The organism is Niallia taxi, assembly GCF_004005475.1.
Lineage (GTDB): Bacteria > Bacillota > Bacilli > Bacillales > Cytobacillaceae > Niallia > Niallia taxi.
Genome location: NZ_RZTZ01000005.1, coordinates 189,222 through 215,264 on the forward strand (window position 1 = coordinate 189,222; position 26,043 = coordinate 215,264).

The 26,043-nt window shown below is 39.5% G+C and carries 32 protein-coding genes; 17 read left to right on the plus strand and 15 right to left on the minus strand.

Annotation, left to right across the window (positions count from 1 at the left end):
• Window positions 1-14: 14 nt before the first annotated feature.
• Genes cydD through EM808_RS14650 form a run of 3 tightly spaced genes read right to left on the minus strand, consistent with a single transcriptional unit; the run spans window position 15 to window position 4,127 of the window.
• On the minus strand, window positions 15-1,715 hold the full coding sequence (gene cydD, locus EM808_RS14640) for a thiol reductant ABC exporter subunit CydD (RefSeq protein ID WP_127738942.1): 1,701 nt from the start codon (window positions 1,713-1,715) through the stop codon (window positions 15-17).
• Window positions 1,715-2,731 (minus strand): cytochrome d ubiquinol oxidase subunit II, encoded by a 1,017-nt coding sequence (gene cydB, locus EM808_RS14645; RefSeq protein ID WP_127738943.1) that lies wholly within the window; start codon window positions 2,729-2,731, stop codon window positions 1,715-1,717. Before cydB ends, cydD begins: the two co-directional genes overlap by 1 nt.
• Window positions 2,724-4,127, minus strand: a complete 1,404-nt coding sequence (locus EM808_RS14650; protein WP_127738944.1) for a cytochrome ubiquinol oxidase subunit I — start codon at window positions 4,125-4,127, stop codon at window positions 2,724-2,726. Before EM808_RS14650 ends, cydB begins: the two co-directional genes overlap by 8 nt.
• 489 nt (window positions 4,128-4,616) lie before the next feature.
• Here EM808_RS14650 and EM808_RS14655 point away from each other — a divergent pair, with 489 nt between their 5' ends.
• The gene (locus EM808_RS14655; protein ID WP_127738945.1) at window positions 4,617-5,477 is read left to right on the plus strand and encodes a Cof-type HAD-IIB family hydrolase; all 861 of its coding nucleotides are present in this window, start codon (window positions 4,617-4,619) and stop codon (window positions 5,475-5,477) included.
• 66 nt (window positions 5,478-5,543) lie between these two features.
• Here EM808_RS14655 and EM808_RS14660 read toward each other — a convergent pair whose 3' ends face one another.
• From EM808_RS14660 to EM808_RS14670, 3 genes are all read right to left on the minus strand, one after another.
• Window positions 5,544-6,194 (minus strand): TetR/AcrR family transcriptional regulator, encoded by a 651-nt coding sequence (locus EM808_RS14660; RefSeq protein WP_127738946.1) that lies wholly within the window; start codon window positions 6,192-6,194, stop codon window positions 5,544-5,546.
• 87 nt (window positions 6,195-6,281) lie between these two features.
• Window positions 6,282-7,295 carry an ABC transporter permease gene (locus tag EM808_RS14665; RefSeq protein ID WP_127738947.1) on the minus strand — a complete coding sequence of 338 codons (1,014 nt, stop codon included), beginning with the start codon at window positions 7,293-7,295 and terminating at the stop codon, window positions 6,282-6,284.
• A complete protein-coding gene (locus tag EM808_RS14670; protein WP_127738948.1) occupies window positions 7,285-8,019 on the minus strand; it encodes an ABC transporter ATP-binding protein in 735 nt (244 codons plus the stop codon). Before EM808_RS14670 ends, EM808_RS14665 begins: the two co-directional genes overlap by 11 nt.
• A gap of 240 nt (window positions 8,020-8,259) precedes the next feature.
• Between EM808_RS14670 and EM808_RS14675 the strand changes: the two genes are divergently transcribed.
• Complete coding sequence (locus EM808_RS14675; RefSeq protein WP_127738949.1) at window positions 8,260-8,727, plus strand: SRPBCC family protein; 468 nt, start codon at window positions 8,260-8,262, stop codon at window positions 8,725-8,727.
• A gap of 26 nt (window positions 8,728-8,753) precedes the next feature.
• Here EM808_RS14675 and bshB2 read toward each other — a convergent pair whose 3' ends face one another.
• The 3 genes from bshB2 to pdxK are packed head-to-tail and all read right to left on the minus strand — an operon-like array spanning window position 8,754 to window position 10,644.
• On the minus strand, window positions 8,754-9,422 hold the full coding sequence (gene bshB2, locus EM808_RS14680) for a bacillithiol biosynthesis deacetylase BshB2 (protein ID WP_127738950.1): 669 nt from the start codon (window positions 9,420-9,422) through the stop codon (window positions 8,754-8,756).
• Between the two features lie 27 nt (window positions 9,423-9,449).
• Complete coding sequence (locus EM808_RS14685) at window positions 9,450-9,797, minus strand: YojF family protein (protein WP_127738951.1); 348 nt, start codon at window positions 9,795-9,797, stop codon at window positions 9,450-9,452.
• 22 nt (window positions 9,798-9,819) lie between these two features.
• Entirely contained in the window at window positions 9,820-10,644 is an 825-nt protein-coding gene (pdxK, locus tag EM808_RS14690; RefSeq protein ID WP_164849678.1) for a pyridoxine/pyridoxal/pyridoxamine kinase, read from the minus strand.
• Window positions 10,645-11,055: 411 nt separating this feature from the next.
• Here pdxK and EM808_RS14695 point away from each other — a divergent pair, with 411 nt between their 5' ends.
• The 3 genes from EM808_RS14695 to EM808_RS14705 are packed head-to-tail and all read left to right on the plus strand — an operon-like array spanning window position 11,056 to window position 12,782.
• Window positions 11,056-11,520 (plus strand): molybdenum cofactor biosynthesis protein MoaE, encoded by a 465-nt coding sequence (locus tag EM808_RS14695; RefSeq protein ID WP_127738953.1) that lies wholly within the window; start codon window positions 11,056-11,058, stop codon window positions 11,518-11,520.
• Window positions 11,513-11,746 (plus strand): MoaD/ThiS family protein, encoded by a 234-nt coding sequence (locus tag EM808_RS14700; protein ID WP_127738954.1) that lies wholly within the window; start codon window positions 11,513-11,515, stop codon window positions 11,744-11,746. Before EM808_RS14695 ends, EM808_RS14700 begins: the two co-directional genes overlap by 8 nt.
• 13 nt (window positions 11,747-11,759) lie before the next feature.
• On the plus strand, window positions 11,760-12,782 hold the full coding sequence (locus EM808_RS14705; RefSeq protein WP_127738955.1) for a ThiF family adenylyltransferase: 1,023 nt from the start codon (window positions 11,760-11,762) through the stop codon (window positions 12,780-12,782).
• 40 nt (window positions 12,783-12,822) lie between these two features.
• On the opposite strand, the gene EM808_RS14710 is transcribed toward EM808_RS14705, so the two are convergent.
• Window positions 12,823-13,146 carry a YflT domain-containing protein gene (locus EM808_RS14710; protein WP_127738956.1) on the minus strand — a complete coding sequence of 108 codons (324 nt, stop codon included), beginning with the start codon at window positions 13,144-13,146 and terminating at the stop codon, window positions 12,823-12,825.
• Window positions 13,147-13,342: 196 nt separating this feature from the next.
• On the opposite strand from EM808_RS14710, the gene EM808_RS14715 reads away from it, so the two are divergent.
• Genes EM808_RS14715 through EM808_RS14735 form a run of 5 tightly spaced genes read left to right on the plus strand, consistent with a single transcriptional unit; the run spans window position 13,343 to window position 15,721 of the window.
• The gene (locus EM808_RS14715; RefSeq protein ID WP_127738957.1) at window positions 13,343-14,059 is read left to right on the plus strand and encodes a DUF4230 domain-containing protein; all 717 of its coding nucleotides are present in this window, start codon (window positions 13,343-13,345) and stop codon (window positions 14,057-14,059) included.
• A gap of 14 nt (window positions 14,060-14,073) precedes the next feature.
• Window positions 14,074-14,763 (plus strand): uracil-DNA glycosylase, encoded by a 690-nt coding sequence (locus EM808_RS14720; protein WP_127738958.1) that lies wholly within the window; start codon window positions 14,074-14,076, stop codon window positions 14,761-14,763.
• A gap of 59 nt (window positions 14,764-14,822) precedes the next feature.
• Entirely contained in the window at window positions 14,823-14,993 is a 171-nt protein-coding gene (locus EM808_RS14725; protein ID WP_127738959.1) for a uracil-DNA glycosylase, read from the plus strand.
• A gap of 31 nt (window positions 14,994-15,024) precedes the next feature.
• Complete coding sequence (locus EM808_RS14730) at window positions 15,025-15,333, plus strand: YwdI family protein (RefSeq protein WP_127738960.1); 309 nt, start codon at window positions 15,025-15,027, stop codon at window positions 15,331-15,333.
• Window positions 15,334-15,349: 16 nt separating this feature from the next.
• Entirely contained in the window at window positions 15,350-15,721 is a 372-nt protein-coding gene (locus tag EM808_RS14735) for a DUF423 domain-containing protein (protein WP_127738961.1), read from the plus strand.
• Window positions 15,722-15,776: 55 nt separating this feature from the next.
• On the opposite strand, the gene gerQ is transcribed toward EM808_RS14735, so the two are convergent.
• Both gerQ and hemQ read right to left on the minus strand, forming a co-directional pair.
• Complete coding sequence (gene gerQ / locus EM808_RS14740; RefSeq protein ID WP_396898686.1) at window positions 15,777-16,289, minus strand: spore coat protein GerQ; 513 nt, start codon at window positions 16,287-16,289, stop codon at window positions 15,777-15,779.
• Between the two features lie 206 nt (window positions 16,290-16,495).
• Window positions 16,496-17,239: a hydrogen peroxide-dependent heme synthase gene (gene hemQ, locus EM808_RS14745; protein ID WP_127738963.1), complete on the minus strand. Its 744-nt coding sequence runs from the start codon at window positions 17,237-17,239 to the stop codon at window positions 16,496-16,498.
• 311 nt (window positions 17,240-17,550) lie between these two features.
• Here hemQ and pta point away from each other — a divergent pair, with 311 nt between their 5' ends.
• Both pta and EM808_RS14755 read left to right on the plus strand, forming a co-directional pair.
• Window positions 17,551-18,528 (plus strand): phosphate acetyltransferase, encoded by a 978-nt coding sequence (gene pta, locus EM808_RS14750; protein WP_127738964.1) that lies wholly within the window; start codon window positions 17,551-17,553, stop codon window positions 18,526-18,528.
• A 131-nt stretch (window positions 18,529-18,659) separates the two neighbouring features.
• Window positions 18,660-19,508 (plus strand): lipoate--protein ligase family protein, encoded by an 849-nt coding sequence (locus EM808_RS14755; protein ID WP_127738965.1) that lies wholly within the window; start codon window positions 18,660-18,662, stop codon window positions 19,506-19,508.
• Window positions 19,509-19,633: 125 nt separating this feature from the next.
• Here EM808_RS14755 and EM808_RS14760 read toward each other — a convergent pair whose 3' ends face one another.
• Together EM808_RS14760 and EM808_RS14765 are read right to left on the minus strand one after the other, a co-directional pair.
• Window positions 19,634-20,419 carry an RsfA family transcriptional regulator gene (locus tag EM808_RS14760; RefSeq protein WP_127738966.1) on the minus strand — a complete coding sequence of 262 codons (786 nt, stop codon included), beginning with the start codon at window positions 20,417-20,419 and terminating at the stop codon, window positions 19,634-19,636.
• Between the two features lie 136 nt (window positions 20,420-20,555).
• Window positions 20,556-21,887 carry an MFS transporter gene (locus tag EM808_RS14765; RefSeq protein ID WP_127738967.1) on the minus strand — a complete coding sequence of 444 codons (1,332 nt, stop codon included), beginning with the start codon at window positions 21,885-21,887 and terminating at the stop codon, window positions 20,556-20,558.
• Between the two features lie 299 nt (window positions 21,888-22,186).
• Here EM808_RS14765 and EM808_RS14770 point away from each other — a divergent pair, with 299 nt between their 5' ends.
• The 3 genes from EM808_RS14770 to EM808_RS14780 all read left to right on the plus strand — a co-directional run bounded on the left by EM808_RS14770 (window position 22,187) and on the right by EM808_RS14780 (window position 24,431).
• The gene (locus EM808_RS14770) at window positions 22,187-22,411 is read left to right on the plus strand and encodes a YuzB family protein (RefSeq protein ID WP_127738968.1); all 225 of its coding nucleotides are present in this window, start codon (window positions 22,187-22,189) and stop codon (window positions 22,409-22,411) included.
• A gap of 175 nt (window positions 22,412-22,586) precedes the next feature.
• Window positions 22,587-23,888 (plus strand): HD domain-containing protein, encoded by a 1,302-nt coding sequence (locus EM808_RS14775; RefSeq protein ID WP_127738969.1) that lies wholly within the window; start codon window positions 22,587-22,589, stop codon window positions 23,886-23,888.
• A 36-nt stretch (window positions 23,889-23,924) separates the two neighbouring features.
• Window positions 23,925-24,431: a YwgA family protein gene (locus EM808_RS14780; protein WP_127738970.1), complete on the plus strand. Its 507-nt coding sequence runs from the start codon at window positions 23,925-23,927 to the stop codon at window positions 24,429-24,431.
• Window positions 24,432-24,465: 34 nt separating this feature from the next.
• Here the strand turns inward: EM808_RS14780 and EM808_RS14785 are convergent, their stop codons facing one another.
• A complete protein-coding gene (locus EM808_RS14785; RefSeq protein ID WP_127738971.1) occupies window positions 24,466-24,651 on the minus strand; it encodes a 2-hydroxymuconate tautomerase in 186 nt (61 codons plus the stop codon).
• A gap of 204 nt (window positions 24,652-24,855) precedes the next feature.
• Here EM808_RS14785 and EM808_RS14790 point away from each other — a divergent pair, with 204 nt between their 5' ends.
• Both EM808_RS14790 and EM808_RS14795 read left to right on the plus strand, forming a co-directional pair.
• On the plus strand, window positions 24,856-25,494 hold the full coding sequence (locus EM808_RS14790) for a site-2 protease family protein (protein WP_127738972.1): 639 nt from the start codon (window positions 24,856-24,858) through the stop codon (window positions 25,492-25,494).
• 21 nt (window positions 25,495-25,515) lie between these two features.
• The gene (locus EM808_RS14795; RefSeq protein ID WP_127738973.1) at window positions 25,516-26,025 is read left to right on the plus strand and encodes a YwhD family protein; all 510 of its coding nucleotides are present in this window, start codon (window positions 25,516-25,518) and stop codon (window positions 26,023-26,025) included.
• Window positions 26,026-26,043 lie beyond the last annotated feature (18 nt).

The following is a 26,043-nucleotide window of genomic DNA, read 5'->3' on the forward strand; positions in this document are numbered from 1 at the left end:
GATTAGCAGCTCCTTTATTGAATCAGCAGCCTGTAATAGCAGCCCTTTGCCGCTACAAGCTCTTCGTGTGTGCCAGTTTCAACTATTTTTCCGTTATCTAGTACAAGAATTTTATCCATATTCTTCATCCAGTGAAGGCGATGTGTTGCAAGGAAAACAAGCCTATTTTCAAACAATGGCAGCATTGTCTCCTTTAACTCAAATTCTGTTTCAATATCTAAGTGAGACGTTGGTTCATCCAACAGCATCACTTTTCGGTCTGTCAGAAAGGCCCTTGCCAAGGCAATGCGCTGTTCCTGTCCGCCACTAAGTGTTCTGCCGCCATCACCAAGCATCTCGTCAAGGCCATTCGGAAGGGATTGATATAATGTCTCCAACCCTGTTGCTCTTAAAGCAGCTTTAATTTCATCATCATCTGCTCCAGGTTGATAAAAGGCAATATTCTCTCTGAGTGTCATGCTGAATATATAGGGGGATTGTGGTATATAGACAGTTTTCTGCCGCCACTCCTCCGTCATAAGACTTGGTATCTCCTTATTATTTAATAGAATTTCACCTTCTGTAATACTCGTAAAGCCGCTGAGTAAATCAATTAGGGTTGATTTCCCTGCGCCGCTTTCTCCGACAATACCGACCTTTTTGCAGCCAGCAATTTGGAAGGATAGACTCTCAAGTGTGAGATTTTCCGCACTGCTGTGACGATATCCTACTTGATTAAATGCAATATTCGAAATATCCTGCAAAGCTGATACAGTTGTATTTGACATGCTTTTGCTTTCCTCGTGAATTATTGCCAATATGGCTTCGCCTGCCTCTTTTCCATTTAAAGTGGCATGATAGTCTGCTCCAACCATCCTTACTGGAAGAAAATATTCAGGTGCCATAATTAAAATCATTAATGCCGGCAACAGCAGCAAGTCACCGCCAATAAGACGTACACCTAAATTAACTGCTACAGAAGCAACAGATAATGATGTGAAAAAGTCCAGTGAAAAGGAGGATAAAAAGGCGACACGAAGTGTTTTCATCGTGGCAGTCCGATATTGCTCACTCACTTTTTCAATATTGTCACTGTGTTTTTTGCTTTTTCCTAGAAATTTAAGTGTTTCCAATCCTCTCAATGAATCAAGGAAGTGATTGGAAAGAATTCGGTAAGTAGCAAGCTGCTTGTTCATTTGTCCCTTTGCTGCCAGTCCGACGAGAATGAGGAAACCAATTAGAATCGGCATTGTGATTGTCAGGATGATGCCTGCAATCCAATCCAACCAATATACATACAGCAATATCATCGGAGGAATGACGGAGGTTCCAACCATCCTTGGAAGGATAAGTTCAACATACCCTTTATATTGGGAAATTCCTTCTAACACAAGTGTCGATATGTTTCCACTGCCTTGTTTCTTTGTATATTTCGGTCCAAGCTCAAACAGTTTTTTTGTTAGGCGTGATCTAAGTTCTCTACTTGTTTTTTCGGCAAAACGGGCAGAGATGCTTTGCTGGAATAATTGAAGGAGGTGGCGTGCCAGAAATGCCAACAAGAACAATATGATTGTTTCATATTGTTCTTGAATTCCTTCTCCATTGAATAAAGAGGTGATGGCCTCTGCAAGCCATTTGGCTTGCAGAATGATGGCAGCACCTTGAAAGATTGTTGCGAACGTTAGCAATGCAAGAATCGGCTTGATTCCTTTTGACTTCATTAAGTTTTTGTCCATCAGTACTCCAGATGGGACTTTTCTGTTACACGTTTACGGAATACAATATAGCTCCAAATTTGATACCCTAGCACAAAAGGCAGCAGGGTAAGTGCGACAATTGTCATCACCGTTAAGGAGTAATGCCCGGAGGCTGCATTGGAGACCGTTAAGCTGAATGAGCTGTTGATTGAGCTGATCATCAGTCTTGGGAATAAGCCGATAAAAATAGATATAAAGGAGAGGGCAATGACAGCACCTGTCATACCAAATGCCCAGCCATCCTTTTTCCTAGATATGAAATATCCACTAAGAACAAAGGCAATTACACCGATTCCGAACAAAAAGGAAAGGATGGTGCCTTGTCTTTCAAAGATATCTGTTTTGATATATGTCATTACAGTAAATGCTGTTAATAAAATTCCTAATGGCGGCAGCAGCTTTTGACCAAGATTGCGTGCGCGGTCTTGCAAATCACCGACAGTCCGAATTGTTGTAAACATAAGCCCATGAACTAGACAAAGCATAAGTACAGTAATGCCGCCTGTTAATGTGTAGACATTAACGATATCGAAAAAGCCGGCATTAAGCTCCATGTTTTTATCAATCGGCAATCCTTGTATGAAGCAAGCAAACACAACCCCAAACAAAAGGGGAGGAAGGAGACTGCCTAAAAATATACAGATGTCCCAACTCTTTTTCCAGATAGGGTGATTGCCCTTTGCCCGGAACTCAAAGCCTGTTGCACGAATAATTAAAGCAAGCAGTACGACGACAAGCGGTGTATAAAATCCGCTGAACAGTGTTGCATACCAATGAGGGAAGGCAGCGAATAGTGCTCCACCTGCTGTTATCAGCCAAACCTCATTTGCGTCCCAAAATGGACCGATTGTATTAATAAGAATTCGTCTTTCCATATCATTTCTAGCAATTAACTGTGTGGACATGCCAACACCGAAATCAAAGCCTTCCAGAAAGAAGAATCCAATGAATAAGACAGCAACTAATATAAACCAAAGTACACCTAGATCAAACATGGAAACCCTCCTTTGCAAATGGGTCGTTGTTGATTTTTTGTTCTTCTGCGTCCATTTTGTACGGACCCTTTTTGATTACCTTCACATAAAGGAAGATCATGATTACAGCCAGAATCGCATAGACGGTGCAGAACGTTATGATGGAAAATAAGACTTGACCGGCACTGACGCTTGGGCTAATACTGTCTGCTGTTTGCATAAGACCAAAAACTGTCCAAGGCTGCCTGCCGATTTCTGTCATAATCCATCCTGAAGTATTGGCTATAAATGGCAAGGATATACCTGCCACCATAAAACGGTAGAACCACTTATTTGGTTTAGTAACGAGTTTCCTTTTCCAAGCTAAGAAAACACCGTAAATGCCAAGCACAAACATGGCAACACCAGCAACAACCATGATGCGGAAGCTCCAAAACGTTGTTTTAACAGGAGGAATATAATTACCTTCGCCGTATTTTTGCTCGTATTCTGCCTGAAGCTCATTCATACCTTTTACACTGCCATCCAACGTATTATAGGAAAGAATGCTGAGCAGATAAGGTATTTTAATTTCACCAGAATTTTCTTTTTTATCGACATTAATAAACGCTGAAACAGTCCAGGAAGCTGGATCATCGCTATGCTCCCAAAGTCCTTCACTTGCCGCCATTTTCATTGGCTGTGTTTCTACAAGATATTGAGCTTGTGCATGACCTGCCACCATTGTTAAAAATGTTGAAATTAACGCAACTGTAATACCAATTTGGAATGATTTTTTAAAGAAAGAAACATCTTGTTTTTTCAATAGTTTAATTGCACTTATCCCTGTAACAAGGAAAGCTCCTGTTGCCAAAGCTCCGAGAACTGTATGGGGAATTTCAACAAGTGCCTGCCCATTTGTCAGCAGCGCCAAAAAGTCATTCATTTCCGCTCTGCCGTTGTTGATTTCATAACCGACAGGATGCTGCATAAAGCTGTTTGCAACAAGAATAAAGAAGGCAGACATGATTGTACCGAAAGATGTCAGCCAAATACAGGCAAGGTGGACCTTTTTTGATAACCGATCCCAGCCGAAAATCCAGAGTCCAATAAAGGTGGATTCTAGAAAGAAGGCAAGCAATGCTTCAATCGCAAGAGGAGCACCGAAAACATCTCCTACAAAACGAGAGTAGTTTGACCAGTTCATGCCAAACTGGAATTCCTGAAGGATTCCTGTCACGATTCCGATGACAAAGTTAATAAGAAATAATTTCCCCCAAAATTTTGCCATTCTTTTATATTCTTCATTGCCGCTTCTAACGTACATTGTTTCCATAATAGCGATCATGAAAACTAAGCCGATAGAAATTGGTACGAAGAAGAAATGAAAGATGGTGGTGGAAGCGAATTGTAAACGTGATAAAAACACCATATCCATGTGTTTTCCTCCTTGTTCTAAAATGTTTTTGTGAAGATGTGAACATGATAAGTAAAATTGCGACAAATATCGTTGACTAAGCACATAAAAAATAAATAAGCGTGTTGGATCAGAATACAAATTGATGTGGCCATCTGTTGAAGCCAGTCTTCTCAACTAGGAAGAAAAGCTGGTATAAAGATGTTTATGCGTTTATCGTCTCCCTTTTCGAAATGATAGCTATATCATAATGAAAAAGGATTATTTTGCGTTATAAATCACAGAGTGTTTGAAAAGTGTTCACAATTTCAGTTCACAATTATGACAAATATAGCCTTCTGTGTTGGAGCATGTTAGGACAAAGCGGAGAGTTATTAAAATAGGTGAATCCATGTTATCATAGAGATATTGGCTGAAAATGCTGTTAAAGGCTTTTTTTTAAGACAGGTTGGAAGCGCTATATAGGAATAGCGTTTCCTGCCACAAATAAATAAAAAGGGTGTTTTTTAAATGGTAAAATGTATTGCTATTGATATGGATGGTACGCTGCTGACTTCTGCTCAGGAAATTACGGCAGAAAACCGCGAGGCGATAAAACTGGCTCAAGAGAGCGGGGTTGAAGTAGTGATTGCAACAGGCCGTGCATATGAAGAGGCAGGGGACTTGTTGAAGGATGCTGGCATCATTACACCGATGATTTGTGCAAATGGGGCAGAAATCCGCACCAGCGCTCATGAAGTAATCCAAACAAATCCATTAAGCAAGGACCTTGCAAAGGAAGTTGCTGAAATTTTGCATAGTCATCAAGTTTATTATGAAGTGTATACGAATAAAGGAACATATACATTAGATAAAACAATGGCCAGATCATTGATTATGGATATTTTTACTGTTAATGGTCATGTAAAGAATATGGATATGGATGAAATTAAGAAGGCTGCTGAGGAGCGTTTGCAGGAGGTTAACCAGCTTGACAGCTATGCTGTTTTGTTTGAGGATGATTCCCAAATTATTTATAAGCTGCTGGCATTCCACTTCGAACCAGTCACATTAAATGAGGTAAGAGAGAAGCTGAAGGGCAATTCGAAGCTTGCAGTCAGTGCATCAGGCAAGGAAAATATTGAAATAACAGCTGTTGAAGCCCAAAAGGGTATCGCGTTAGAGGAGTTTGTTGACGCAAGAGGCATCTCCTTACAAGACACGATGGCAATTGGCGACAATTATAATGACCTTTCTATGATGCTAAAGGTAGGAAGAGCAGTCGCAATGGGAAATGCCGATGAAGAAATCCAAAGACAGTGTCACTTTGTCACAGCAACGAATGAGGAAAGTGGCGTTGGCAAGGCAATTAAGCTTGCACTTGGGGTATAAGTTCACAAATACATATAAAGAAAAACCCTTTTTAGTCTGCAGGCAAAAAGGGTTTTTCTATTGTTTTTAGCTTTTAGGCGCAAGACCAGCCAAGATGAACTGAATCGTTCTTTCAATTTCTGCCTCATCATCCCAGTGAATGTCAGGAAGAATGAGGTGCCTGGCAATAAAGTATCCAAAGATAGAGGTAATGGCTAAACGTACTGCCGACATGCTGGGGATGTCTAGTATTTCTCCTTTCTCCTTATAAAAATCCATTATTTCATTTAAGCGCTTGAACACCTTTGAGGCAATTTGATCAATAAAAATCTCCCTCAAATCCTGATGGAAAGGGATTTCTTGTATAAGAATCTTAAATAGAGCATCGTTTTTTTGAAGAAATTCCATGCGGTTTTTAACGACCGCTCGAAGAAATTCCTCAAAGCTGTGATGCTCGGCATCGAGTACCTTGTTAAAATCCTTGAGAACAATTGGGGCAATCAGCTTTGACACCATTGGAGAAAGAAGCTTTAGCAGCAAGTCTTTTTTTGTCTTGTAATGGCGGAAAATGGTTCCTTCGGCAACACCAGCCTTCTTGGCAATTTCGCTCGTTGAGGTCGCTGCAAACCCCTTCTCGGAAAATGCTTCAATGGCAGCGGCAATTATCTTTTTTTGTTTTTCAGTCACATTATCTTCATCCTTTAAGATGAAATCTAATATGTTTTCTTGGTCACTCATGAGACGCTCCTTTAACTTCAGGATCTTTCCTCTATTGTACAACGAAGTATAGAGAAAACCTATCCGGAAATGCCAACACCCAATTTGTTATATTTTGCGATACCTCTTTAATGCCGCTATATTAATAACAATAAACAGCAGGGAAAAACAGAGCAGTATTATGAGTGGTTCTGCGATACTTCCTAGCCCTTTTCCTCTAATCATAACGTCCTTCAGTGCATCACCAGCGTAGTACAATGGAGTGATATTAGAAATCCAGCTGATGTAGCGCGATATCGTTTCTAATGGAAATAGTCCTGAAAAGAACACCTGTGGTACGACAATAATCGGAATGAACTGGATCATCTGCAGTTCATTTTTAGCGAATGTAGATAACAGAATGCCAAGTGTCAGTGCTGTTAAAGACAGAATTAACGTTGTCATAAGCACTAAAAGGATGGATCCTTCATTCATCATGCCAAGTATATAAACAGCATAGAAAACGATGATGGCAGACTGAATCATTGTAAATAGTCCAAATCCTATTATATAGGAAAGAACAAGCTCCCATCTCCTGACAGGACTAGAAAGAAGCCTTTCCAATGTACCAGTTGTTCTTTCTCTTAAAAAGGAGACCCCTGCAACAAGGAACACAAAGAAAAAAGCAAAAAAACCAAGAAGGATAGGGCCGAAGGAGTCGAATTGGCTCATGTCTGTTTCCCCATATAAGGCATCTACCTTAATATCTGGACTAGCTGCATCTGTTGATGGAAAGGCTGTTCGAATCTTTTCTATTACCGATTTGCTGATGCTTGGATTGCTGCCTTCCACCATGATGTTTATTGTACTGCCGACTTGCAGATAACCGTCAATTTTACCTGCGGCCAAGTCTGCTTTTGCTGCTGCTTCTGTTTTATAAATGCTTGTTGTATTAGCGGGAAATGCCTCTTCAAGCTTGCTTGGGGCATTAATAAGACCTATTTCAGGTTCGTAGCTGTCACTGTTAAAAACGAGATGAACCATTGTCAAAATAAAGATTGGTGCAAGAATCATCATTGCAACGGTTCGTTTATCGCGGTAAAACTGCTGTAAAATCCGAATAACTAACGCTCTAATTCTCATCCTCGACCCCTCCATAAAATAAGAATGCTTCCTCCATTGTTTGCGTATTACTCCGCGTTATCAATTGCTTTGGGGAATCTATTGCAATGATTTTGCCATTGCGAATCATCGCAAGCCTGTCGCATTTTTCCGCTTCATCCATAACATGTGTTGTGACGATAATGGAGGTTCCAGACTCCTTAAGCTGACGGAATGTTTCCCAAATACTTTTGCGAAGAACAGGGTCAATACCGACAGTAGGCTCATCTAAAATAAGCAGCTTTGGATTATTTAAAAGGGCAATACAAATAGATAATCTTCTTTTCATGCCACCTGAATATTGCGCTACTGGTTTATGAAGATGGTCAGAAAGATTTACAAGCTGCGCGGTCTCTACAATCCTATCCTTTTGTTGCAACTTGCTTAGACCATACAAACGGGCAAAAAACTGAAGGTTTTCTAATGCGGTTAAATCATGATAAAGGGCATCAGCTTGAGCCATATAGCCAATTTGCTCGATGATTTCTAAATTGGGCATTGTTATTCCTAGTACAGATACATTGCCACTATCAGGGGATTCGAGCCCAATGATTGCTTTTACAAGTGTTGTTTTACCAGCACCAGATGGACCGAGCAATCCTAATATTTCGCCTTGCTGGACCTCCATATCAATATTTTCTAATACAGGACGTTTGCCAAAGGCCTTGGAGAGATGATTTACAGATACAACCGGATTAACATCCATATTAACTCCTCCTGTTAGTAAAAGTGAGTAATTACTCACTTTTATCATAAAATCAATCCCTTTGATTGTAAAGTGAGTAATCACTCATTTTTAAAAAAGTTGAAATAAGCTTAAACTAACCTTTTCTTTTTTAAAAATATGCATGATAAGAAAATAGAGTCTTTTATAAAAATCGGTTATACTTATAAAAAGCATTTAAGAAGAGATTAATAGATAGAAAATATATTAGAGGTGGAAAAAATGGCAGACTTTCGTGCAAGTGTCATTATAACAGAACCCGTAGATGTTGTTTTTGCCTACTTTGCCAATATGAGCTATGCGCCAGAGTACATGAGCAATGTCGAGGAAACAGAAAAGCTCACAGATGGACCTGTCGGGGTTGGAACTAAATATAGGGAATTAAGAAAAGTGCGTGGAAAAAACGCAACAGCTGAAATAGAATATCTTGCTTATGAAAAAAACGTTGCAATTAAGCGAAGAAGCAATTCAAATGGGCTTCTTGTTGACTATGATTATCGCTTTGCTGAGATTCAAGAAGGTACTCAGGTTGAGTTTGAAGGAAAGGTACATGTGAAGGGCTTAATGATGAGGCTGACAAAAAGGGTGCTTGTTAATATCATTAAGACAGAGGATGGCGACCATGTCCAAAGAGCGAAGGAACTACTGGAAAGTGAAGAATCCAGTTTGAAGATTAATAGAGAATATTAAAAAAAAGGATGCGGATGCATCCTTTTTTATTTGAACTTGTAAGTCCATAGTCTTTCTGTATAAAGTCGTTCAAGTATTGCTTGGTCTTGGTTTTTTAAACCTTCTTGCAATGATAAAGCATAGAGTTGTGTTTGTGAACGATGTGCTGCAATTGTAGCAATTTTCTTTTCTGCGAAGTTTTGGACATCATTGTGGACATCTGGCTCACCTAAGTCCTCTATGCAATTACGGGAAAAGGCAAGACAAAGCAGCTTGGGTCTTTGCACTGGGTCCATTTTCTCTAACGTTCTAACTACAGCCTCTGCTGTTGCATCGTGATCTGGATGAACAGAGTATCCAGGATAGAAAGAAATAATCAAGGATGGGTTCAATTCTTCAATCAAACCTGTGAATTCATTGACAAGGACGGATTCATCTAAGAATTCAATTGTCTTATCTCTATAGCCCAGCATTCTTAAGTCTTCAAGGCCAAGCACTCTAGCTGCCTCCATAAGTTCCTCTCTGCGAACATCTGGCAACGTTTCTCTTGTTGCAAATGGAGGGCTCCCAAGATTCCTGCCCATTTGTCCCAGTGTCAGGCAAGCATATGTGACAGGCGTTCCGTCATGTATATACTTTGCAATAGTTCCAGAAACACTAAAAGCTTCATCATCTGGATGGGGAAAGATGACTAAAACATGTCTTTCTTTTTCCAATATTATTTCCTCCTGTCTTATCAATAATTAATCAAACGGTTTATCACTAATTTGCAAAGCTACAGCAAGCTTTCCTGTAAAATCAAGACCAGCCAAAAGCAGGCGTCCTTTATCATCCACCTCATAATGGTTGATTCCCTCTGCATAAATCCAGCCAAGCTCTGTTTTAAGTCCTACTCGATATGGTCCTTCACCAGTAATTTTTCCATATTCATAAACAAGCTTTGCATTGCGGATGTAGGCACCTGAATTAAAGAAGGTTTCATCATTATGATTTGCATAAGCGCCATTTGTTGTTTCTAAATGAATATAAACTTCCTTGTTTGCCTTATCATTAATTTGCTCTTGAACCTTATCAGCTTGAACAAACTCCATGCTATCCCTCCTTAGGTTTTGCTTAAACAGTAGCACCGTTTCTTTCGTTGCGGTAAGCACCATGCATTGTTGGGCCGACATATTCATTCAGCTTAAAGCCATTGCTGATTGCAGCAGTAATGAAATCCTTAGCTACTTGCACAGCCTCTTCCACTGATTTGCCCTTTGCAAGTTCTGCTGTAATAGCAGCAGAATTAGTGCAGCCAGCACCATGCGTATATGTTGTATCGACAAGTTCGCTTTCTAAAATGGTAAAATCTTTTCCATCATAAAGAACATCTACAGCTTTTTCATGATTTAATTTGCTGCCGCCTTTAATCAACACATATTTTGGTCCTAAAGCATGGATTTTAACTGCAGCTTCCTTCATATCATCGACAGTTTTAATCGGATGATCTGTTTTAGCTAATTGCCAAGCTTCGAACAGATTAGGTGTTACAACAGTAGCTCTTGGAACTAATAGTTCTCTTAAAGCGTCAGCAGTTTCCGGGTGAAGTACTTCGTCTTCGCCTTTACAAACCATCACAGGGTCAATGACAACATGTTTGACTTTATTCTCATCAATCATTTTTGCAGCCTCTTCAATGATTTCCACAGAACCAAGCATGCCTGTTTTCATTGCATCAATTCCAACAGAAAGAACAGTTTCCAATTGAGATTTTACTGTATCAATATTTTGTGGGAAAACATTATGATGCCAATGGTTTTTCGGATCCATCGTAACAATTGTTGTCAAAGCAGTCATTCCATAAACTCCTAGTTCCTGAAATGTCTTTAAATCAGCTTGAATACCTGCGCCTCCACTCGTATCAGATCCAGCTAAAGTTAATACTTTTTTCATGTTTATAAGCCCTCCTATGTAATCTCATTAATGAATTATTAATGATCGATGGAATTCATGGTAAATCGTAATAGACTAATGATACTACTATTTACTTTTTTTTTCATTAAGTTCGCATTAATAGACATATCCTTTAAGATGCCACTTGGTGTGAAAGTGTATGCGAGCATATTTGAAAAAAAGAAAAAATAATCAAATAACTGTCATAAAGCCGTCACTTCTGCGCGGTTAAAAAGGTTGAAATAAGTAAAAAAGTTCGGTTTAATTAAAAATAAAACGTTAATAGTGGATTTACAGTAGAAATGTTAAAAGGAAAATTTCTTCTTAAGATGGATGTTTTTTATAAGGCTTGAAGCGAAGAAATGTCAGAATATAGCTATCTGATAGTTTAACAGAATATAAGTAAAGGAGCCGGCTATGAACTATCGAATTGTCCATACACCTATAGTTATCCAAGATGCGATTGATCTTGTCACAAGCAGAAATGCAGGGGCCATCACCACCTTTATAGGAACAGTAAGGGAAATAACAGGGAATAAAAAAACAGTATGGCTTTCCTATGAAGCATATGAGCCAATGGCTATAAAAAAGCTTGAAGAAATTGGTCTTGAAATAAAAGAGAAATGGCAGGAGGCAAAGGTAGCCATATTTCATCGGGTCGGTGAGCTGGAAATAACAGATATAGCAGTTGTCATCGCAGTTTCGACACCGCACAGAAATGATGCATATGAGGCAAACCGCTATGCGATTGAGAGAATTAAGGAAATAGTGCCAATCTGGAAAAAGGAACATTGGGAAGATGGAGAAGAATGGATAGGTGATCAAAAGCAGACAAAGGCCTATCCGAGCGGCAAGCCGGAAGGAGTCGATGTAAATGAATAAACTGCTTTTTTTTGCAGGCTTGAAGGAGATTATTAACGCTGATTATTTAGAGATGGATTTGATAGGAAAAACGGTAAGAGAGGCAAAGGCTGAGCTTTTGACGACTTACAGTGATCTGCCGTTAAATTCAGTTATGACAGCAATTAACGAGGAATTTGCTCTAGATGATGACATTATTGAAAAAAATGACATTATTGCATTTATACCGCCAGTAAGCGGTGGGTGAGAGGGGCAGGAAAATGGAAGCTAATCGCTATTCGAGACAAACATTGTTTCCTCAAATAGGAGCTGTAGGGCAAGCGGAAATTCAAAGGAAGCATGTTCTTATCATTGGGGCCGGCGCACTTGGGTCAGGTTCAGCAGAAATGCTTGTCAGAGCTGGTGTCGGCAAGCTGACAATAATAGATAGGGATTATGTAGAGCTAAGCAATTTGCAGCGGCAGCAGCTATATACAGAAGAAGATGCAAACGAAAAAGTACCAAAAGCAATTGCAGCTGAAAAAAGGCTGAGAGCTATCAATACCGAGGCGGTTATTACCCCAATAGTGGCAGAGGCAACAAAGGAATTAGTAGAAGAATATTTGGAAGCTGCAGATCTTTTAATAGATGCTACTGATAATTTTGAGACGAGAATGCTTTTGAATGATTTGGCGGTATTTCATCAAACCCCTTGGATATATGGTGCTTGTGTGGGAAGCTCCGGCATGTGCTTCACCATTATTCCAGAAGAGACTCCATGTCTCCATTGCCTGCTTCACACCCTTCCTGTGCAAGGGATGACCTGTGATACTGTTGGAATTATTGCCCCAGCCGTTCAAATGGTTGTATCACATCAGGTTACGGAGGCGCTGAAAATTTTAGTTGGTGACAGACAGGCCTTAAGAGGGAGTTTATTTCATTTTGACCTTTGGACAAATGAATATTCAAACATGAAGGTTTCTCGCGCCAAAAACCCATCCTGCCAAACATGCGGAACGAACCGCATCTATCCGTTTCTGAGGAGCGAAAATCGAACAAAAACAGCTGTTTTATGTGGGCGAGATACAGTCCAAATAAGACCCCCGAAACAAAAGAAGCTCTCATTAAATAAGCTGACAGCTAGTTTAAAACAGAACGGTTATCATGTAAAAGCCAATCCATTTCTGCTGTCTGTTGAAATGGATGGAAACAGGATTGTTTTATTTGAGGATGGCAGAGCACTCGTACATAATACAAAAGACACGGTGCTTGCAAGATCCTTATACGATAAACTGCTTGGTTAAACATAAAAAGGTCAGCCCATATCTGGGCTGACCTCTGCCATTATTGCTGGTGGCCAACGATAACTAGTTTGCCTGTGTCCAGCACTTCCTCATATTTTTCTGCTTCCATTTCAGTCAATCCAACAGATTGCATTTTAGAACGAAGCTCGTCTCCTCTTTTACGGAAGACATTTCCGATTGTGTCCATTAAGCCTTGCTCCTTCATGCTGACATCGCCAGTATCTGTGGCAGCTGTCAAATCCTCTGAACGATCTTTGTCATGGGCGAAAATATAAATATTTTCCTTTGTATATCCTTGGTTTTCCAATTGGTTAATTACGTTAGTTGCTTGTACACCATTTTCAACTACTTCTACTTTATACATATCTAATTCCTCCTTAGAGTTTGTATAGAGCATCTGTCGCTCTGTCTAGTTATTATTTATCCGCTTTTGTCAATAGCAAAACCTATATTTTCGAAAACTATTAAATTGGTAAAATGATACAAGCACCAAAAACGCCACTTTCGACAAATTTCCCTATATAATGGATACTATAAAATACGTATAAAGGGGAGAAGGAATGAAAAGAAAAGATTGGAAACAAGCAAATCGTGAACAAGCAGCAGCTGTTATGGAAGCAGAAAGAAGCTCTTATTTTCCGAGAATTGGATTTTTCAATAAAACAAAACGACAAATCAAACGGTCATTTTTTTTAATAGTTATCCTGCTTCTCCTAGCAGCAGCTGTCATTGTTTGGTGGAAAACGATGTTGGCAGATGAGCCAGCAATAAAGCAAGGAAGCTTTGTTGAGCAGATGAAGGATTTATCCTCATTAGCGACATCCCAAGCATTCGTGAAGGTTATTCTAGAGAAGGAGGACAATGAGATATTTGGAAAAGAAATCAGTGCAAACCTGCCTGGAACGCAACGGAAAATCCTGCTCGTTGTCCCTGGATCTGTAACTGCAGGTGTTGATTTAGAAGGACTTGAATCTGACCGTATAACGGTTGATGAGGATAATAAAGAGATTAGCCTGAAGCTTCCGCATGCTGAATTTTTGCAAGAGCCTTCTATAGACTTTGATCAAGTAGAAACGTATTCTATTTCGGGACTTTTTAGAGGAGATGTTGATTGGGAGGAAGGTTATCAGCTTGCAGCAGAGGCTAAAGAAGAAATAGCGAAAGAAGCAGAGTCGCAAGGAGTTTTAGCAAAGGCTGAGGCAAATGCGGAAAAGTCACTAAAGGAATTTTATAGCCAACTAGGATATAGTGTTAAAGTAGAATATACAGAAGACTAAAGGAATGGTTAACCATGTTGGATTTTATTAATAATGACTGGCAGCTGCTGTTAGAGCGCGAACGAAAAAAAGAGTATTTTACTAGACTAGAAGACTTTTTGTTAGAGGAGTATAGCAAGTATACGATTTATCCTGCAAAGGAGGATATTTATAACAGTTTAAAATATACTCCGTATAATGAAGTGAAGATTGTGTTTTTAGGACAGGATCCTTATCATGGTCCTGGCCAGGCGCACGGCTTGAGCTTTTCAGTTAAACCAGGTGTTAAGAAGCCGCCTTCCCTGGTTAATATTTTTAAAGAGCTGCAAGCCGATATTGGCTGTTCCATTCCGGAAAATGGCTATTTAAAGAATTGGGCAACACAGGGCTGCCTTATGCTCAACACAGTTCTTACAGTAAGAGACGGTAAGGCTAATTCCCACCGCGGAAAGGGCTGGGAAGTATTCACAAATGAGATAATCAAAGCGTTAAATGAAAGACAGGAACCAATAGTATTTGTTTTATGGGGAAAACCGGCACAAGAGAAAATGAAGCTTATTGATACAAACAGACATCGGATTATTACTTCAAGTCATCCGAGTCCATTATCAGCTTACAGGGGCTTCTTTGGAAGCAAGCCTTTCTCTCAAATTAACGCCATATTAGCAGATTTGGGTACAAAACCGATAAATTGGTGTGCAGATGATTGTTTTGATAAGGAATAATATAATAAAATAAGAGGTGGACTATAGACTAGTCCGCCCTTTTTGATGGGGAGAGTAAGATGACTGAGCAAAAAAGGATTGATTGCTTTAAATGCAAGCATTTTTATGTAACATGGGATTCTCGATTCCCAAAAGGGTGCAAAGCCTTTGAATTTAAAGGCAGGGCGCTTCCATCCGTTGAAGTGAAGAGGGCATCAGGACAAGACTGTCTCCGCTTCACGAACAAATAAATACGGCAGCAAAAGAAGGAAGGATTATAACATGAACATTTCAATCCAAAAACTATTGGCAAAAATAGAAGACCAGCTCAAGGAAGCAAAAGCAAGCGGAAGTGAGGCAACTATTCGTGAGCGGGTATATGCTATTAAATCATTATGTGAGCTTGTTTTGGAACAGGAGGGTGGCAACAGTTCAAACGTCACATACAGCCAGCCGGTACAGCAGCCAGTATTAATTCAGCCTTCCCCTGTTCCAATGCAGCAGATGCAGCCAGTTCAGCAAATGCAACAAATGCAGACGCCAAAATTGAATACAGACGAAGGGAATGGCGATTCTTTATTTGATTTCTAGGAAATGAGGAGAATGTATGAAAATTTTTATCATTATTGGTGCAATTAGTGCGTTATTATCTGTCGCAATAGGTGCTTTCGGGTCACATGGCCTTGAAGGGAAGATTCCCGAAAAGTATTTGGAGATTTGGAAGACTGGCGTACAATATCAAATGTTTCATAGTATGGGTCTGCTTATTATCGGCATCCTTATGAGTAAGTTCCCTGAAAACAGCCTTTTGCCTTGGGCAGGCTGGCTGATGCTTGCAGGAATTGTCTTTTTTGCAGGAAGCCTATATATATTGGCCATTACACAAGTAGGAATTTTGGGAGCAATCACGCCAATTGGAGGCGTGGCATTTATTGTTGCTTGGCTTCTTATCGTGATTGCCGCTGTGAAGTATTTGTAATCAGCATAAAGATGTTTAAAAGCCGCCCTACTTGGGCGGCTTTTAGTTTTGATCTTTATCTAGGCGTATTAAAAGTTAAGTTTGGTGCACCTGTGGCATAAGGATATTCGTATTCAATTTCTTCATCAAATGTTACATAATCAAGGTAAATCATTGGAATAAGGTAGCGCTGACCTGTTTGTGGGTCACTTAAGATAAGGTGGTCACGTCCAGCTGCTTCAATAAGCCCTTTGAAAATTTTTGCATTCCATTCGCGGTTGTTCTCAAACGTTGTGTAGACAGTGGCAAGCTTTCCTTTGTTTAATCGCAAAATGTTTTCTATATAAGAAGCTTCTAAAGGTAATTGGCCTGGCAGGGAAGGTGCTGTTGGCTGAGTATTGCCTTGAGGCTGTATGTACGGTGCCTGTGTGCCATAGCCAGGCTGTGGTGCCGTACCAAAAAACTGTCCAGGAGCTGCTCCTTGACTGCCAGGCGATGCTTGACCCTGCTGTCCTGTTCCATAGCCTTGTGGGAAACTATAACCTTGGTTTCGCCCGTCTTGATAAGGGTAATAATTGGACTGACTCATTTTCATCCCTCCATCTTTTAAAAAACAACATTTCTTATTTACAAACTCATGAACATTTATAGTTTAGAAACTGGGCTGCTTGCTCACTATTCCATCCTATGAGAGAGTGATGGAAGATATTCCTGATGCGGATAAAGAAAATTAAGAAGAAAAAACCCCACTTGTCTTTAAAAGATAAGTAGGGTTTATTTAACATAAATTTCGGATTATACTTCCAAGAATGCTGGTATATCTGTAAGGATATTGCCGACAAAGAACGAACCGAATTCGCCATAGCGAGCACTCACTTCATCGAAACGCATTTCGTAAACAAGCTTTTTGAATTGGAGAACATCATCAGCGAATAAAGTAACTCCCCACTCATAATCGTCAAAGCCGACAGATCCAGTAATGATTTGCTTCACTTTGCCTGCGTATTGGCGACCAATCATACCATGACTTCTCATCAGGCTCTTACGATCATCCATCGGAAGCATGTACCAGTTGTCATTTCCTTGACGGCGTTTATCCATTGGGTAGAAGCAGACATATTTAGATTCTGGAAGAATCGGATATAGTCTAGCCTTTACATGAGGATTCTCATATGGGTCCTCATCTGAATCAGATGGAAGATAATTGCTTAACTCTACTACAGAAACATAGGAATGAGCTGGGATAGTGAATTCTGCCAGCTTTGTTTTATTGAATTCTGTTTCGATTTGCTGTAATTCCTCCATTGTTGGGCGTAAAATCATCATCATGAAATCTGCCTTTTGTCCAACAATATTATAAATAGCGTGGCTACCTTGTTTATCAGTTTGAACAGTAGTCCATTTCTCTAATAAACCTAGAAATTCATTAATGGCTGCTTGTCTTTCTTCAGCAGGCACCATTTTCCATGTTGTCCAATCCATTGTACGGAAATCATGAAGGCAATACCAGCCATCAAGTGTTTTTGCTGCTTCGCTCATTGCTACCACTCCTTGATAATAATTCTCATATAAATTTACTATATCATAGTTTCTCCATATTAGTTGTGAATAAAACTTGAACATTTCTTCTTTCAGAAGCTTTAAGTAAAATCTTGTATGAAATGAGAGCAGGAGGGGAAAATATATCAGGGTGTTATGCTACAGAATTAAAGCTTTTTGACCCTATTAGAACACAAAATAGCGTCTATTTTAGCAAATGGCAATGTTTTTTAAAATATTGGTATAATTCCTTGAATTTTTAGCGAGGAAGAGTATCCTATAGTATGTATACATAAAGGAGGAATTCAATAATGAGCGACCTATTTACTGGCCTTAAGGAAAAAGTGAAGGGCCAAAATCTTAAAATTGTCTTTCCAGAAGGTTTGGACGAAAGAATTTTAAAAGCTGCTGGCCGTTTGGCAGAAGAGAATATATTAACACCAATTTTGATCGGTGATTTACAAGAAGTGCAAACAAAAGCTGACAATTTAGGTGTTTCTTTACAAAACGCAGAAATCTATGATCCGAAAAGCTATGCACAATTCGATGCATTAGTAGCTTCTTTTGTAGAAAGAAGAAAAGGAAAAGCAACAGAAGAGGATGCTCGTAAAGCACTTCTTGATGAAAATTACTTCGGAACAATGCTTGTTTATGCTAACCAAGCAGATGGTTTAGTTAGCGGTGCGATCCATTCAACTGCTGACACTGTACGTCCTGCATTACAAATCATCAAAACAAAAGAAGGCGTCAAGAAAACTTCTGGCGTATTCATCATGGTTCGTGAAGACGAGAAATATGTATTTGCAGACTGTGCAATCAATATTAATCCAGATAGTTCAGACCTTGCGGAAATTGCAGTTGAAAGTGCAAAAACTGCAAGAATGTTCGATATCGACCCTCGTGTTGCAATGCTGAGCTTCTCTACTAAAGGTTCTGCAAAATCTCCAGAAACAGAAAAAGTAGAAGGTGCACTTGCTGAAGCGAAGCTAAAAGATCCTTTACTTGTAATCGACGGAGAATTCCAATTTGATGCTGCTTTCGTTCCGTCTGTTGCGAAACAAAAAGCTCCTGATTCTCCTATCCAAGGTGATGCAAATGTATTTGTATTCCCAAGCTTGGAAGCAGGTAATATCGGTTATAAAATCGCTCAAAGACTAGGTAATTTCGAGGCAGTCGGACCAATCCTTCAAGGATTAAACCGCCCTGTAAATGACCTTTCTCGCGGATGTAATGAAGAAGATGTGTACAAGCTTGCATTGATTACTGCAGGACAAAGCATCAGCCATTAATCTTAAACAAAACTATTCATCTTCAGTTAATTTATGTCTGTAGGTGAATAGTTTTTTCTTGTATAATAAAGTGATATAAATGCAAAGCTTGTATTACTAGCATTATTTTTTCCTTATGAAGGAGCTTTACAATGATGGAAAACAACAGTTTGTTAATGCAGAAGAAATGGAGAATTATTGACCAGTCCAGCACCGGCTTGCATGTTTCTCCACTGCACTCTTTTGGTATGGATGATACATTATGTGCCTCAGTCGGCAGTGGTATGACTCCAGCAACAGCGCGGACATGGGTGCATGGTAAGTCGATTATATTAGGAATCCAGGATACGAGACTTCCTCATTTAAAGGATGCTTTGTCCTACCTGGAAAAGGAAGGCTATCATTATATCGTCAGAAACTCTGGAGGCCTTGCAGTTGTTCTTGATGAAGGAGTACTCAATATTTCTCTTATCCTTCCAGAACAGGAAAAGAGCATCGATATTAATAGTGGCTATGATACGATGTGGGAATTGATCAAGTATATGTTTTCTGATTTTCATAAAAACATTGAAGCAAAGGAAATTGTAGGCTCCTATTGTCCTGGTAGCTATGATTTAAGTATAGATGGGAAGAAATTCGCAGGGATTTCGCAAAGAAGGCTAAGAAGTGGGGTCGCTGTTCAAATCTATCTGTGTGTTTCTGGAAGTGGACAAAAACGGGCAGAAATCATCAAGAGGTTCTATGAGATAGGTAAGCAAGGTGAGGAAACAAAGTTTGTTTATCCTGATTTAAAGCCTGAGGTGATGGCTTCTCTATCTGAATTATTTGGGATGGAGCTTACAGTAGATCAAGTGCTGACAAGGCTTCTTTATTCCTTAAAAGACCATGCTGAATTTCTTTTCGCAGATCAGCTTCAAGGAGAAGAGCTGCCTTCGTTTGATGCTTATTATGAACGTGTCGTAGAACGCAATGAAAAATTTCTTGCTCCTTTTAGAGATTGAAAAAGAGGATTATAGATGGATAGTGCGTCCCCTTGGTTCGGGGCGTTTTTATCGATCTATAATCCTCTTTTATGTTTAACGAGAATGGTTGCCAAACCAGACTTTAAGGCATATTTAGAATGAAACTATTCAGCAAGCTTTTCGAGATTTCCGTTCCGGTCCATCTTGAACTTCGTTGCAGGGCGTTCATCTTCTTCCAAAACGACCAGCTTTCTTGCTCTGTTCATGATTTTAAGTAATGTTTCATAATCTTCCTGAATTGTTTCTGAATTGCTCTCCAGCTTATCCAATTTCCCTTCCAATTCCTGATTGCGGCTTTTCAGCATCGCCATTTCTCTTTTTAATCTTTCATTCTCGCTTTTTAGAACATCTACTTGAAGCTGAGAATGACGGAAATTTTGCAAGTAAGAAATCACAGTGTCAAAATCAAGACTGTTAGTGTTTGCAGGAACACTTTTGTGAATAGGTGTTTGTGTTTCCTGCGGAGCAGCAAGCAGCATTTGTTCTGGAACGGTTGCTTCGAAGCTTGGAGCAGCCTCCGTTTCTTGCATATCTATATCCTGTATTTCAAATGAAGCAAATTCCATGCTAGTGGACACTGTTAAAGCCTCTAAGTCATCAACAGTAGGCACAGGTGGTGAATATAAAAGCTTCTTCTTCCCGCCCTGATCCTTGCCGAGAATTCTTTGGCGCTGTTTACGCTGCTTTTTTGCTAATTGCAGTGCTTTTTCGTATTGATGGCGAACCACTGCGTTCCAGCGGAATCCGCAAGCTGCCGATGTGCGATTAAGCTTGTCCCCAACTTCTTCAAAAGCATTTAATTGTGTGCTTCCTTCTCTGACGTGGCGCAAAACTGTTTCTGCTAGCAATAAATCATTTTCTTCTGACCAAGCATCTTGGCGTATTTTCATATCACTCAACTCCCGATTTCTTTCGATAAATAAGTATTTCTAGTTACATCATTGCCACCAAGACGCTTATTTATACAAACGAAATACAAGGATAGTAGATTTTTTTATAGAGCGAAAGAAAAGTCGTTATAATACTTTAGTTGCCTTTCTCTAGTGAACTTTCATTCTGGATAAAAAACGCAGTCACAAGTGCTAATATACTTGTAATAAATCCATAAAGGAAAAGGTGATGGATGCCTGTCATGAAGACTGCCTGACTAGTAAGCAGTGCCCCCATAATTGTTACACCGATGGAAGTCCCCATATTGCGGCAGAACATGAAGAAGGATGTAGAAATACCTTTTTCATGTGGTCCAACTAAAGCTTGTGAGCCAATGACACCGACTGTTGATAGCAGACCAAATGATAGTCCTTGAATAAGCATGATGCTGAATGTGTACACAAAGCCATGCGTATCATTCAGCAGTACAAGCATCAACCCTGATAACACAAGCAGTGCATTGCCGATGATTAGTAGAATACGATAGCCGTATTTTAGTATCCATTTTCCTGCAGGCACAGATACAAGCATCCAGCCAATTGCGACACCTAATAAGGCAATTCCGCTCATAAAGGGAGAAAGGCCAGCTTCGTCCTGAAGGAAAAGGGGAATATAGCTTGAAGTGCCAAACAGTGCCAATGTCCCAATAAAACCGTTAATATAGATCCATGTAATTGTCTTCTTCTTAAAGATAGATAGCGGGACAATCGGAGATTTTTGCTTTCTTTCAAACAAGTAAAAAGCAATTAATAACACTACTCCAGCAAGCCCATAGTAGACCTGTCCATCTTCTACTAATGTTATTAACAGAAGGGAAGTGATTGCCGCCCCAAACAGGATTGCGCCAATATAATCGACACTCGCCTTTTTCGGCTCATAGTCCTCTTTATAAGGCAGTAATGTCAAAAATGCCACTATGCAGACTGGCAGGTTAACAAAGAATATCCATCTCCATGTCAAAAATTCTACAAATAGAGATCCAAGCAGTGGTGCAAGTATTGCAGATAACCCCCACATTGCTGTGAATAACGCCTGAATCTTCCCTCGTTTTTCAATTGGAAACAAATCGCCAGCGATGATAGCAGGAAATGGCATCATAAAGCCTGCACCCATACCTTGAAGTGCTCTGAACAATATAAGCTGGACCATATCATCAGCAATCCCGCATAATAATGAGCCTACTAAAAATAGAAGTATGCCGAACCCGAATACCTTTTTTCTACCAAATATATCCGAAAGCCTTCCTGCGATAGGAGAGAGGATAGTGCTAGTAATCATATAGGAGGCAAACGACCATGCGTATAAGTCGAATCTCCCCAGTTCTTTAGCAATAATAGGCATTGTCGTATTCATTATCGTTGTATCTATAGAAGCAACGAGCATGGCGAGGACAATGCTGACCATGACTAATGTTCTGCTTTTTGTCATATTTATACCTCCTTAAATTCCAGATGAATTATACCGTAAATTACTGTGGAAACATAGGTGTTTGCTCAATATCAAAAAAACGCAGGGGACGGGCGTTATAGAGAGCTTTTTCTCTTCTTTGACAACATAGTTAGGAAGAGCTGAAACGAACCAAAAACCTGCTTTTTTCGAGCGGTTTTGACAATAGTTTGCATCTTGCATTGATGTAGAAGAAGGGGTAAAATACCATATAGCAATATAACGAACTTATGAATATCTTAACTAGCAAAGAGATGTTTCAAATAGAAAGGGTTGTCAAGATGGCAAACGAATTTAGAGTTTGCGACGATTGTCAGGCAGTGAACTTGAAAACGCTAATACCGCGTCTGAAGGAAATGGATCCAGATGCAAAGATAGATATTGGCTGCCAATCCTATTGTGGACCAGGTCGCAAAAAAACATTTGCTTTTGTCAATAATCGTCCGCTTGCAGCATTAACGGAAGAGGAATTGATGGATAAAGTAAATACTAAGCTAAAGAAATAATTCTATACTGGCTTAACAGAAAGAGGAGTTTCTAAAAAGTGTTAACATCAGCCCAGGGGCAAAGCCTGAATCGCAGATAACCTTTTTAAACAGAAATCCCTCTTTTTATATTCTTTTTAAGAGATACATTGCCTAACAAAAAAGACAAACACAGAAAAGAGGGAAGACTAGAAGCATGGCATATTCTACGGAAAAATTAAATGAAGAAAAGGTTTTTAAAGATCCTGTTCATCGTTATATCCATGTCAGAGACCGCGCTATTTGGGATTTGATTGGCACAAAGGAATTCCAGCGCCTGCGGAGAATTAAGCAGCTTGGCACGACCTATTTGACCTTTCATGGAGCAGAACATAGCAGATTCAACCATTCTCTTGGTGTGTACGAGATTGTCAGAAGAATTATAGATGATGTATTTAAGGACAGAAAGGAATGGAATAACAGCCAGAGGCTTTTGTCTTTATGTGCCGCGCTTTTACATGATTTAGGCCATGGTCCTTTTTCTCATTCCTTTGAAAAGGTGTTTGACCTTGATCATGAACAATTCACACAGGATATTATCCTCGGTGATACAGAAGTTAATCAGGTTTTATCAAGAGTAGCGGAGGATTTTCCGAAAAGAGTTGCAGAGGTAATTGGTAAAACATCAAATGAAAAGCTGGTTGTTAGCCTTATTTCCAGCCAAATTGATGCTGATCGCATGGATTACCTGCTTCGTGATGCTTACTTTACGGGAGTAAGCTACGGTAATTTCGATATGGAAAGAATTCTTCGTGTTATGCGCCCTCGTGAAGATCAGGCTGTTATTAAGCAAAGCGGGATGCACGCAGTAGAGGATTATATCATGAGTCGCTATCAAATGTACTGGCAGGTTTATTTTCACCCTGTGTCAAGAAGTGCAGAAGTCATTTTGACGAAAATTCTACATAGAGCGAAGCATTTACATGAGCAATTTTACTCCTTTATTCATCATCCGACACATTTTTACTCCATCTTTGAAGATGAAACTTCGTTAGAAGACTACTTAAAGCTTGATGAGTCTATCATTCTTTATTATTTCCAAATGTGGCAAGAAGAAGAGGATGAGATTTTAAGGGATTTATGCAGACGTTTTATGAATAGGAACTTATTCAAGTATGTGGAGTTTGATCCAGCAAAAGAGTATAAGATGCTTGCTGAATTGTCAAAAGCATTTACAGAGATTGGTTTAGATCCGGAGTATTATTTGGTTGTAGACTCTTCCTCCGACCTTCCTTACGACTTTTACCGTCCAGGGGAAGAAGAAGAGCGGCTGCCAATCCATCTCTTAATGAAAAATAATGAGATCAGAGAGTTGTCAAGAGAATCTGAGATTGTTGACAGTATTTCCGGTAAAAGAAGAACAGATCATAAGCTTTATTTTCCTAAGGACATTTTAAAGGACGATCGTGAACACAAAGAAGCGAAGATGCGGATAAGGCAGTTATTAGATATTAATTAGTATTTAAGGATTATTCGGAGTAGGAGATGACCAATTTTGTTAAAAGATCATGCGAAAATTATGAACGCGATTGCTGCTTCAGGTGAAATTATCGGAAGAAAAAAATTGCAGAAGATGATTTACATCGCAAAGAAGCTGGATTTCCCTTTCCATGAGAAATATCAATTTCATTTTTTTGGACCGTACTCAGAGGAATTGACATTGAGGATAGAAGAGCTATGCAATATGGGCTTCCTCAATGAATTAAAGGAGAAAAAGGGCGGATATTATCAATATCGGTATACACTGACAGAAAATGGTCAGGAATTTCTCGAACAGAATAAGGTGGAAATGCCGGCACTGCCAAGCTGTCTTGAAGATATGAACAGTCAAAACTCTCGATTCCTGGAACTTGTATCAACAGTCCTCTTTTTTGACAGCCTGGAAAAAGAGGAAGTGCAAGAAAAGGTCTTTACATTGAAAAGCAAGCAGAAGTACACGGTCGAAGAAGTAGAAACTGCTTACCAATATATTGATGCTTTAAAAGGCATGGCAAAGCAATAAAAAACAAGGATGCATGTATGCATCCTTGTTTTTTCTATTCGTCACTTTTACGCACGCCTGCAACTCCATAATTGTTTGGGGACATTTCTTCAATGAAGACAACGACATTCTCTTTCGGAGCACCAGTTGTTTCAACAACTGCTTCTGTCACCTTTTCTACGAGATTTTTCTTCTGTTCCTCTGTTCGGCCTTCCAGCATTTTCACAGTAATATATGGCATAATTACTCCTCCAATCTAATTCGCTATCAGTTTTTCATATTTTCAGAAAAATAGCAAGCTTAAGGAAACAATGCTCCTCTGTGCAGTATGAAAGATTTATTTTCTATTTTATATCATGTATAATTTTATGGTGTACGACTAACTAATAGAAAAAAGATAAGCCTATATAGAAAATAATATGTAATTTGAGGGGAGAATAGCATTTTGTTATTTACACAGTCTTTGGCGAGTTTGCCATACATTATCATCTCCATCATTATTGCTTTTACGGTCCATGAATTTGCCCATGCATATGTGGCATATAAGTTTGGAGATCCGACCGCCCAAAAGCAAGGGAGACTCACCTTTAATCCGATCGCCCATATTGATCCAATCGGTGCCATTTTCATCCTGATTGCCGGTTTCGGCTGGGCACGGCCAGTGCCAGTCAACCGCCACTATTTCAAACGACCAAAATTGGCAGGTGTGTTAGTTTCATTTGCAGGGCCTTTCAGCAATCTTGTGTTAGCTTTCTTAGGGTTTGGTGGAATGGTATTGTTGCAAAAATTAGGTGTTCCGACAGGCACAGCTTTTGATTTATATCCATTTTTGTCGAAGTTTGTATCTATTAACTTAATGCTCTTTGCCTTTAACCTGCTGCCGCTTCCTCCATTGGACGGCTATCGAATCATTGAGGACTTAGTTACATCCAGAGTGCGGGCCATGTTGTCTAAATACGAGGTGTATGGCTCGATTATCTTTATCATCTTGCTTGTAACAGGATTGTCAAGCCAGACTATTTCACCTTGGATAAGTAATATATCCGCATTTTTTTATAATATCTTTATTTCCATATTTTATTAATCGTAATAAGGAGTGTATACGTTGGAAGAGAAAAAGAAAAAACCAATCGGCTTCAATATCATTAAAAATGCTCCGACAGATGGACATAAAGGCTTCGGAATCGGCGCTTTGAGTCTGGAGAATGTTTCTCCAGTAATTATTGATGTAGAAGCTGGCGAGGCTGTTGTTGATGTCGGTGCGATGCATGCGAGAAGTGTTGTTGAAAAAGGGATTAAGTTTTTGAAAGAAAAGGAAGAGGTCCCAAATGGAAAGCCATACTGGCTTGTGTGGGTGACAATTGACCGCAAGCCGGAGGGTGCTTATTATGCAGGGGTTACAGCTTGTGAAATGACTGTTGACCGTTCAATTCGCAGAGGCTATAAGTCCTTGCCAGAGCATGTGAACAAAATGGATAAATCAATGAAACGTCATATCATGGTAGATCATATGGATGACAAATCAAAAAAACTGCTTGCAGACTTTTTGGTAAATCACGACGAGTCAATTTGGAACAATTCAACAGATCAGTTGAAAAACGATTTACTTGGATAAATGAAAAAGAAACAGCCT

What these genes read in the sequence shown, in the direction of transcription:
- EM808_RS14650 (WP_127738944.1), bottom strand. Translation starts at nt 4,127, where the DNA reads ATGGATATGGTGTTTTTATCACGTTTACAATTCGCTTCCACCACCATC.
- EM808_RS14760 (WP_127738966.1), bottom strand. Translation starts at nt 20,419, where the DNA reads ATGAAAATACGCCAAGATGCTTGGTCAGAAGAAAATGATTTATTGCTA.
- EM808_RS14720 (WP_127738958.1), top strand. Translation starts at nt 14,074, where the DNA reads ATGTTGGATTTTATTAATAATGACTGGCAGCTGCTGTTAGAGCGCGAA.
- EM808_RS14715 (WP_127738957.1), top strand. Translation starts at nt 13,343, where the DNA reads ATGAAAAGAAAAGATTGGAAACAAGCAAATCGTGAACAAGCAGCAGCT.
- cydD (WP_127738942.1), bottom strand. Translation starts at nt 1,715, where the DNA reads ATGGACAAAAACTTAATGAAGTCAAAAGGAATCAAGCCGATTCTTGCA.
- EM808_RS14655 (WP_127738945.1), top strand. Translation starts at nt 4,617, where the DNA reads ATGGTAAAATGTATTGCTATTGATATGGATGGTACGCTGCTGACTTCT.
- EM808_RS14765 (WP_127738967.1), bottom strand. Translation starts at nt 21,887, where the DNA reads ATGACAAAAAGCAGAACATTAGTCATGGTCAGCATTGTCCTCGCCATG.
- EM808_RS14755 (WP_127738965.1), top strand. Translation starts at nt 18,660, where the DNA reads ATGATGGAAAACAACAGTTTGTTAATGCAGAAGAAATGGAGAATTATT.
- cydB (WP_127738943.1), bottom strand. Translation starts at nt 2,731, where the DNA reads ATGTTTGATCTAGGTGTACTTTGGTTTATATTAGTTGCTGTCTTATTC.
- EM808_RS14695 (WP_127738953.1), top strand. Translation starts at nt 11,056, where the DNA reads ATGAACTATCGAATTGTCCATACACCTATAGTTATCCAAGATGCGATT.
- EM808_RS14775 (WP_127738969.1), top strand. Translation starts at nt 22,587, where the DNA reads ATGGCATATTCTACGGAAAAATTAAATGAAGAAAAGGTTTTTAAAGAT.
- EM808_RS14725 (WP_127738959.1), top strand. Translation starts at nt 14,823, where the DNA reads ATGACTGAGCAAAAAAGGATTGATTGCTTTAAATGCAAGCATTTTTAT.
- EM808_RS14770 (WP_127738968.1), top strand. Translation starts at nt 22,187, where the DNA reads ATGGCAAACGAATTTAGAGTTTGCGACGATTGTCAGGCAGTGAACTTG.
- EM808_RS14735 (WP_127738961.1), top strand. Translation starts at nt 15,350, where the DNA reads ATGAAAATTTTTATCATTATTGGTGCAATTAGTGCGTTATTATCTGTC.
- EM808_RS14675 (WP_127738949.1), top strand. Translation starts at nt 8,260, where the DNA reads ATGGCAGACTTTCGTGCAAGTGTCATTATAACAGAACCCGTAGATGTT.
- EM808_RS14665 (WP_127738947.1), bottom strand. Translation starts at nt 7,295, where the DNA reads ATGAGAATTAGAGCGTTAGTTATTCGGATTTTACAGCAGTTTTACCGC.
- EM808_RS14705 (WP_127738955.1), top strand. Translation starts at nt 11,760, where the DNA reads ATGGAAGCTAATCGCTATTCGAGACAAACATTGTTTCCTCAAATAGGA.
- EM808_RS14660 (WP_127738946.1), bottom strand. Translation starts at nt 6,194, where the DNA reads ATGAGTGACCAAGAAAACATATTAGATTTCATCTTAAAGGATGAAGAT.
- pta (WP_127738964.1), top strand. Translation starts at nt 17,551, where the DNA reads ATGAGCGACCTATTTACTGGCCTTAAGGAAAAAGTGAAGGGCCAAAAT.
- hemQ (WP_127738963.1), bottom strand. Translation starts at nt 17,239, where the DNA reads ATGAGCGAAGCAGCAAAAACACTTGATGGCTGGTATTGCCTTCATGAT.
- EM808_RS14700 (WP_127738954.1), top strand. Translation starts at nt 11,513, where the DNA reads ATGAATAAACTGCTTTTTTTTGCAGGCTTGAAGGAGATTATTAACGCT.
- EM808_RS14670 (WP_127738948.1), bottom strand. Translation starts at nt 8,019, where the DNA reads ATGGATGTTAATCCGGTTGTATCTGTAAATCATCTCTCCAAGGCCTTT.
- EM808_RS14785 (WP_127738971.1), bottom strand. Translation starts at nt 24,651, where the DNA reads ATGCCATATATTACTGTGAAAATGCTGGAAGGCCGAACAGAGGAACAG.
- EM808_RS14710 (WP_127738956.1), bottom strand. Translation starts at nt 13,146, where the DNA reads ATGTATAAAGTAGAAGTAGTTGAAAATGGTGTACAAGCAACTAACGTA.
- gerQ (WP_396898686.1), bottom strand. Translation starts at nt 16,289, where the DNA reads ATGAGTCAGTCCAATTATTACCCTTATCAAGACGGGCGAAACCAAGGT.
- EM808_RS14730 (WP_127738960.1), top strand. Translation starts at nt 15,025, where the DNA reads ATGAACATTTCAATCCAAAAACTATTGGCAAAAATAGAAGACCAGCTC.
- EM808_RS14685 (WP_127738951.1), bottom strand. Translation starts at nt 9,797, where the DNA reads ATGGAGTTTGTTCAAGCTGATAAGGTTCAAGAGCAAATTAATGATAAG.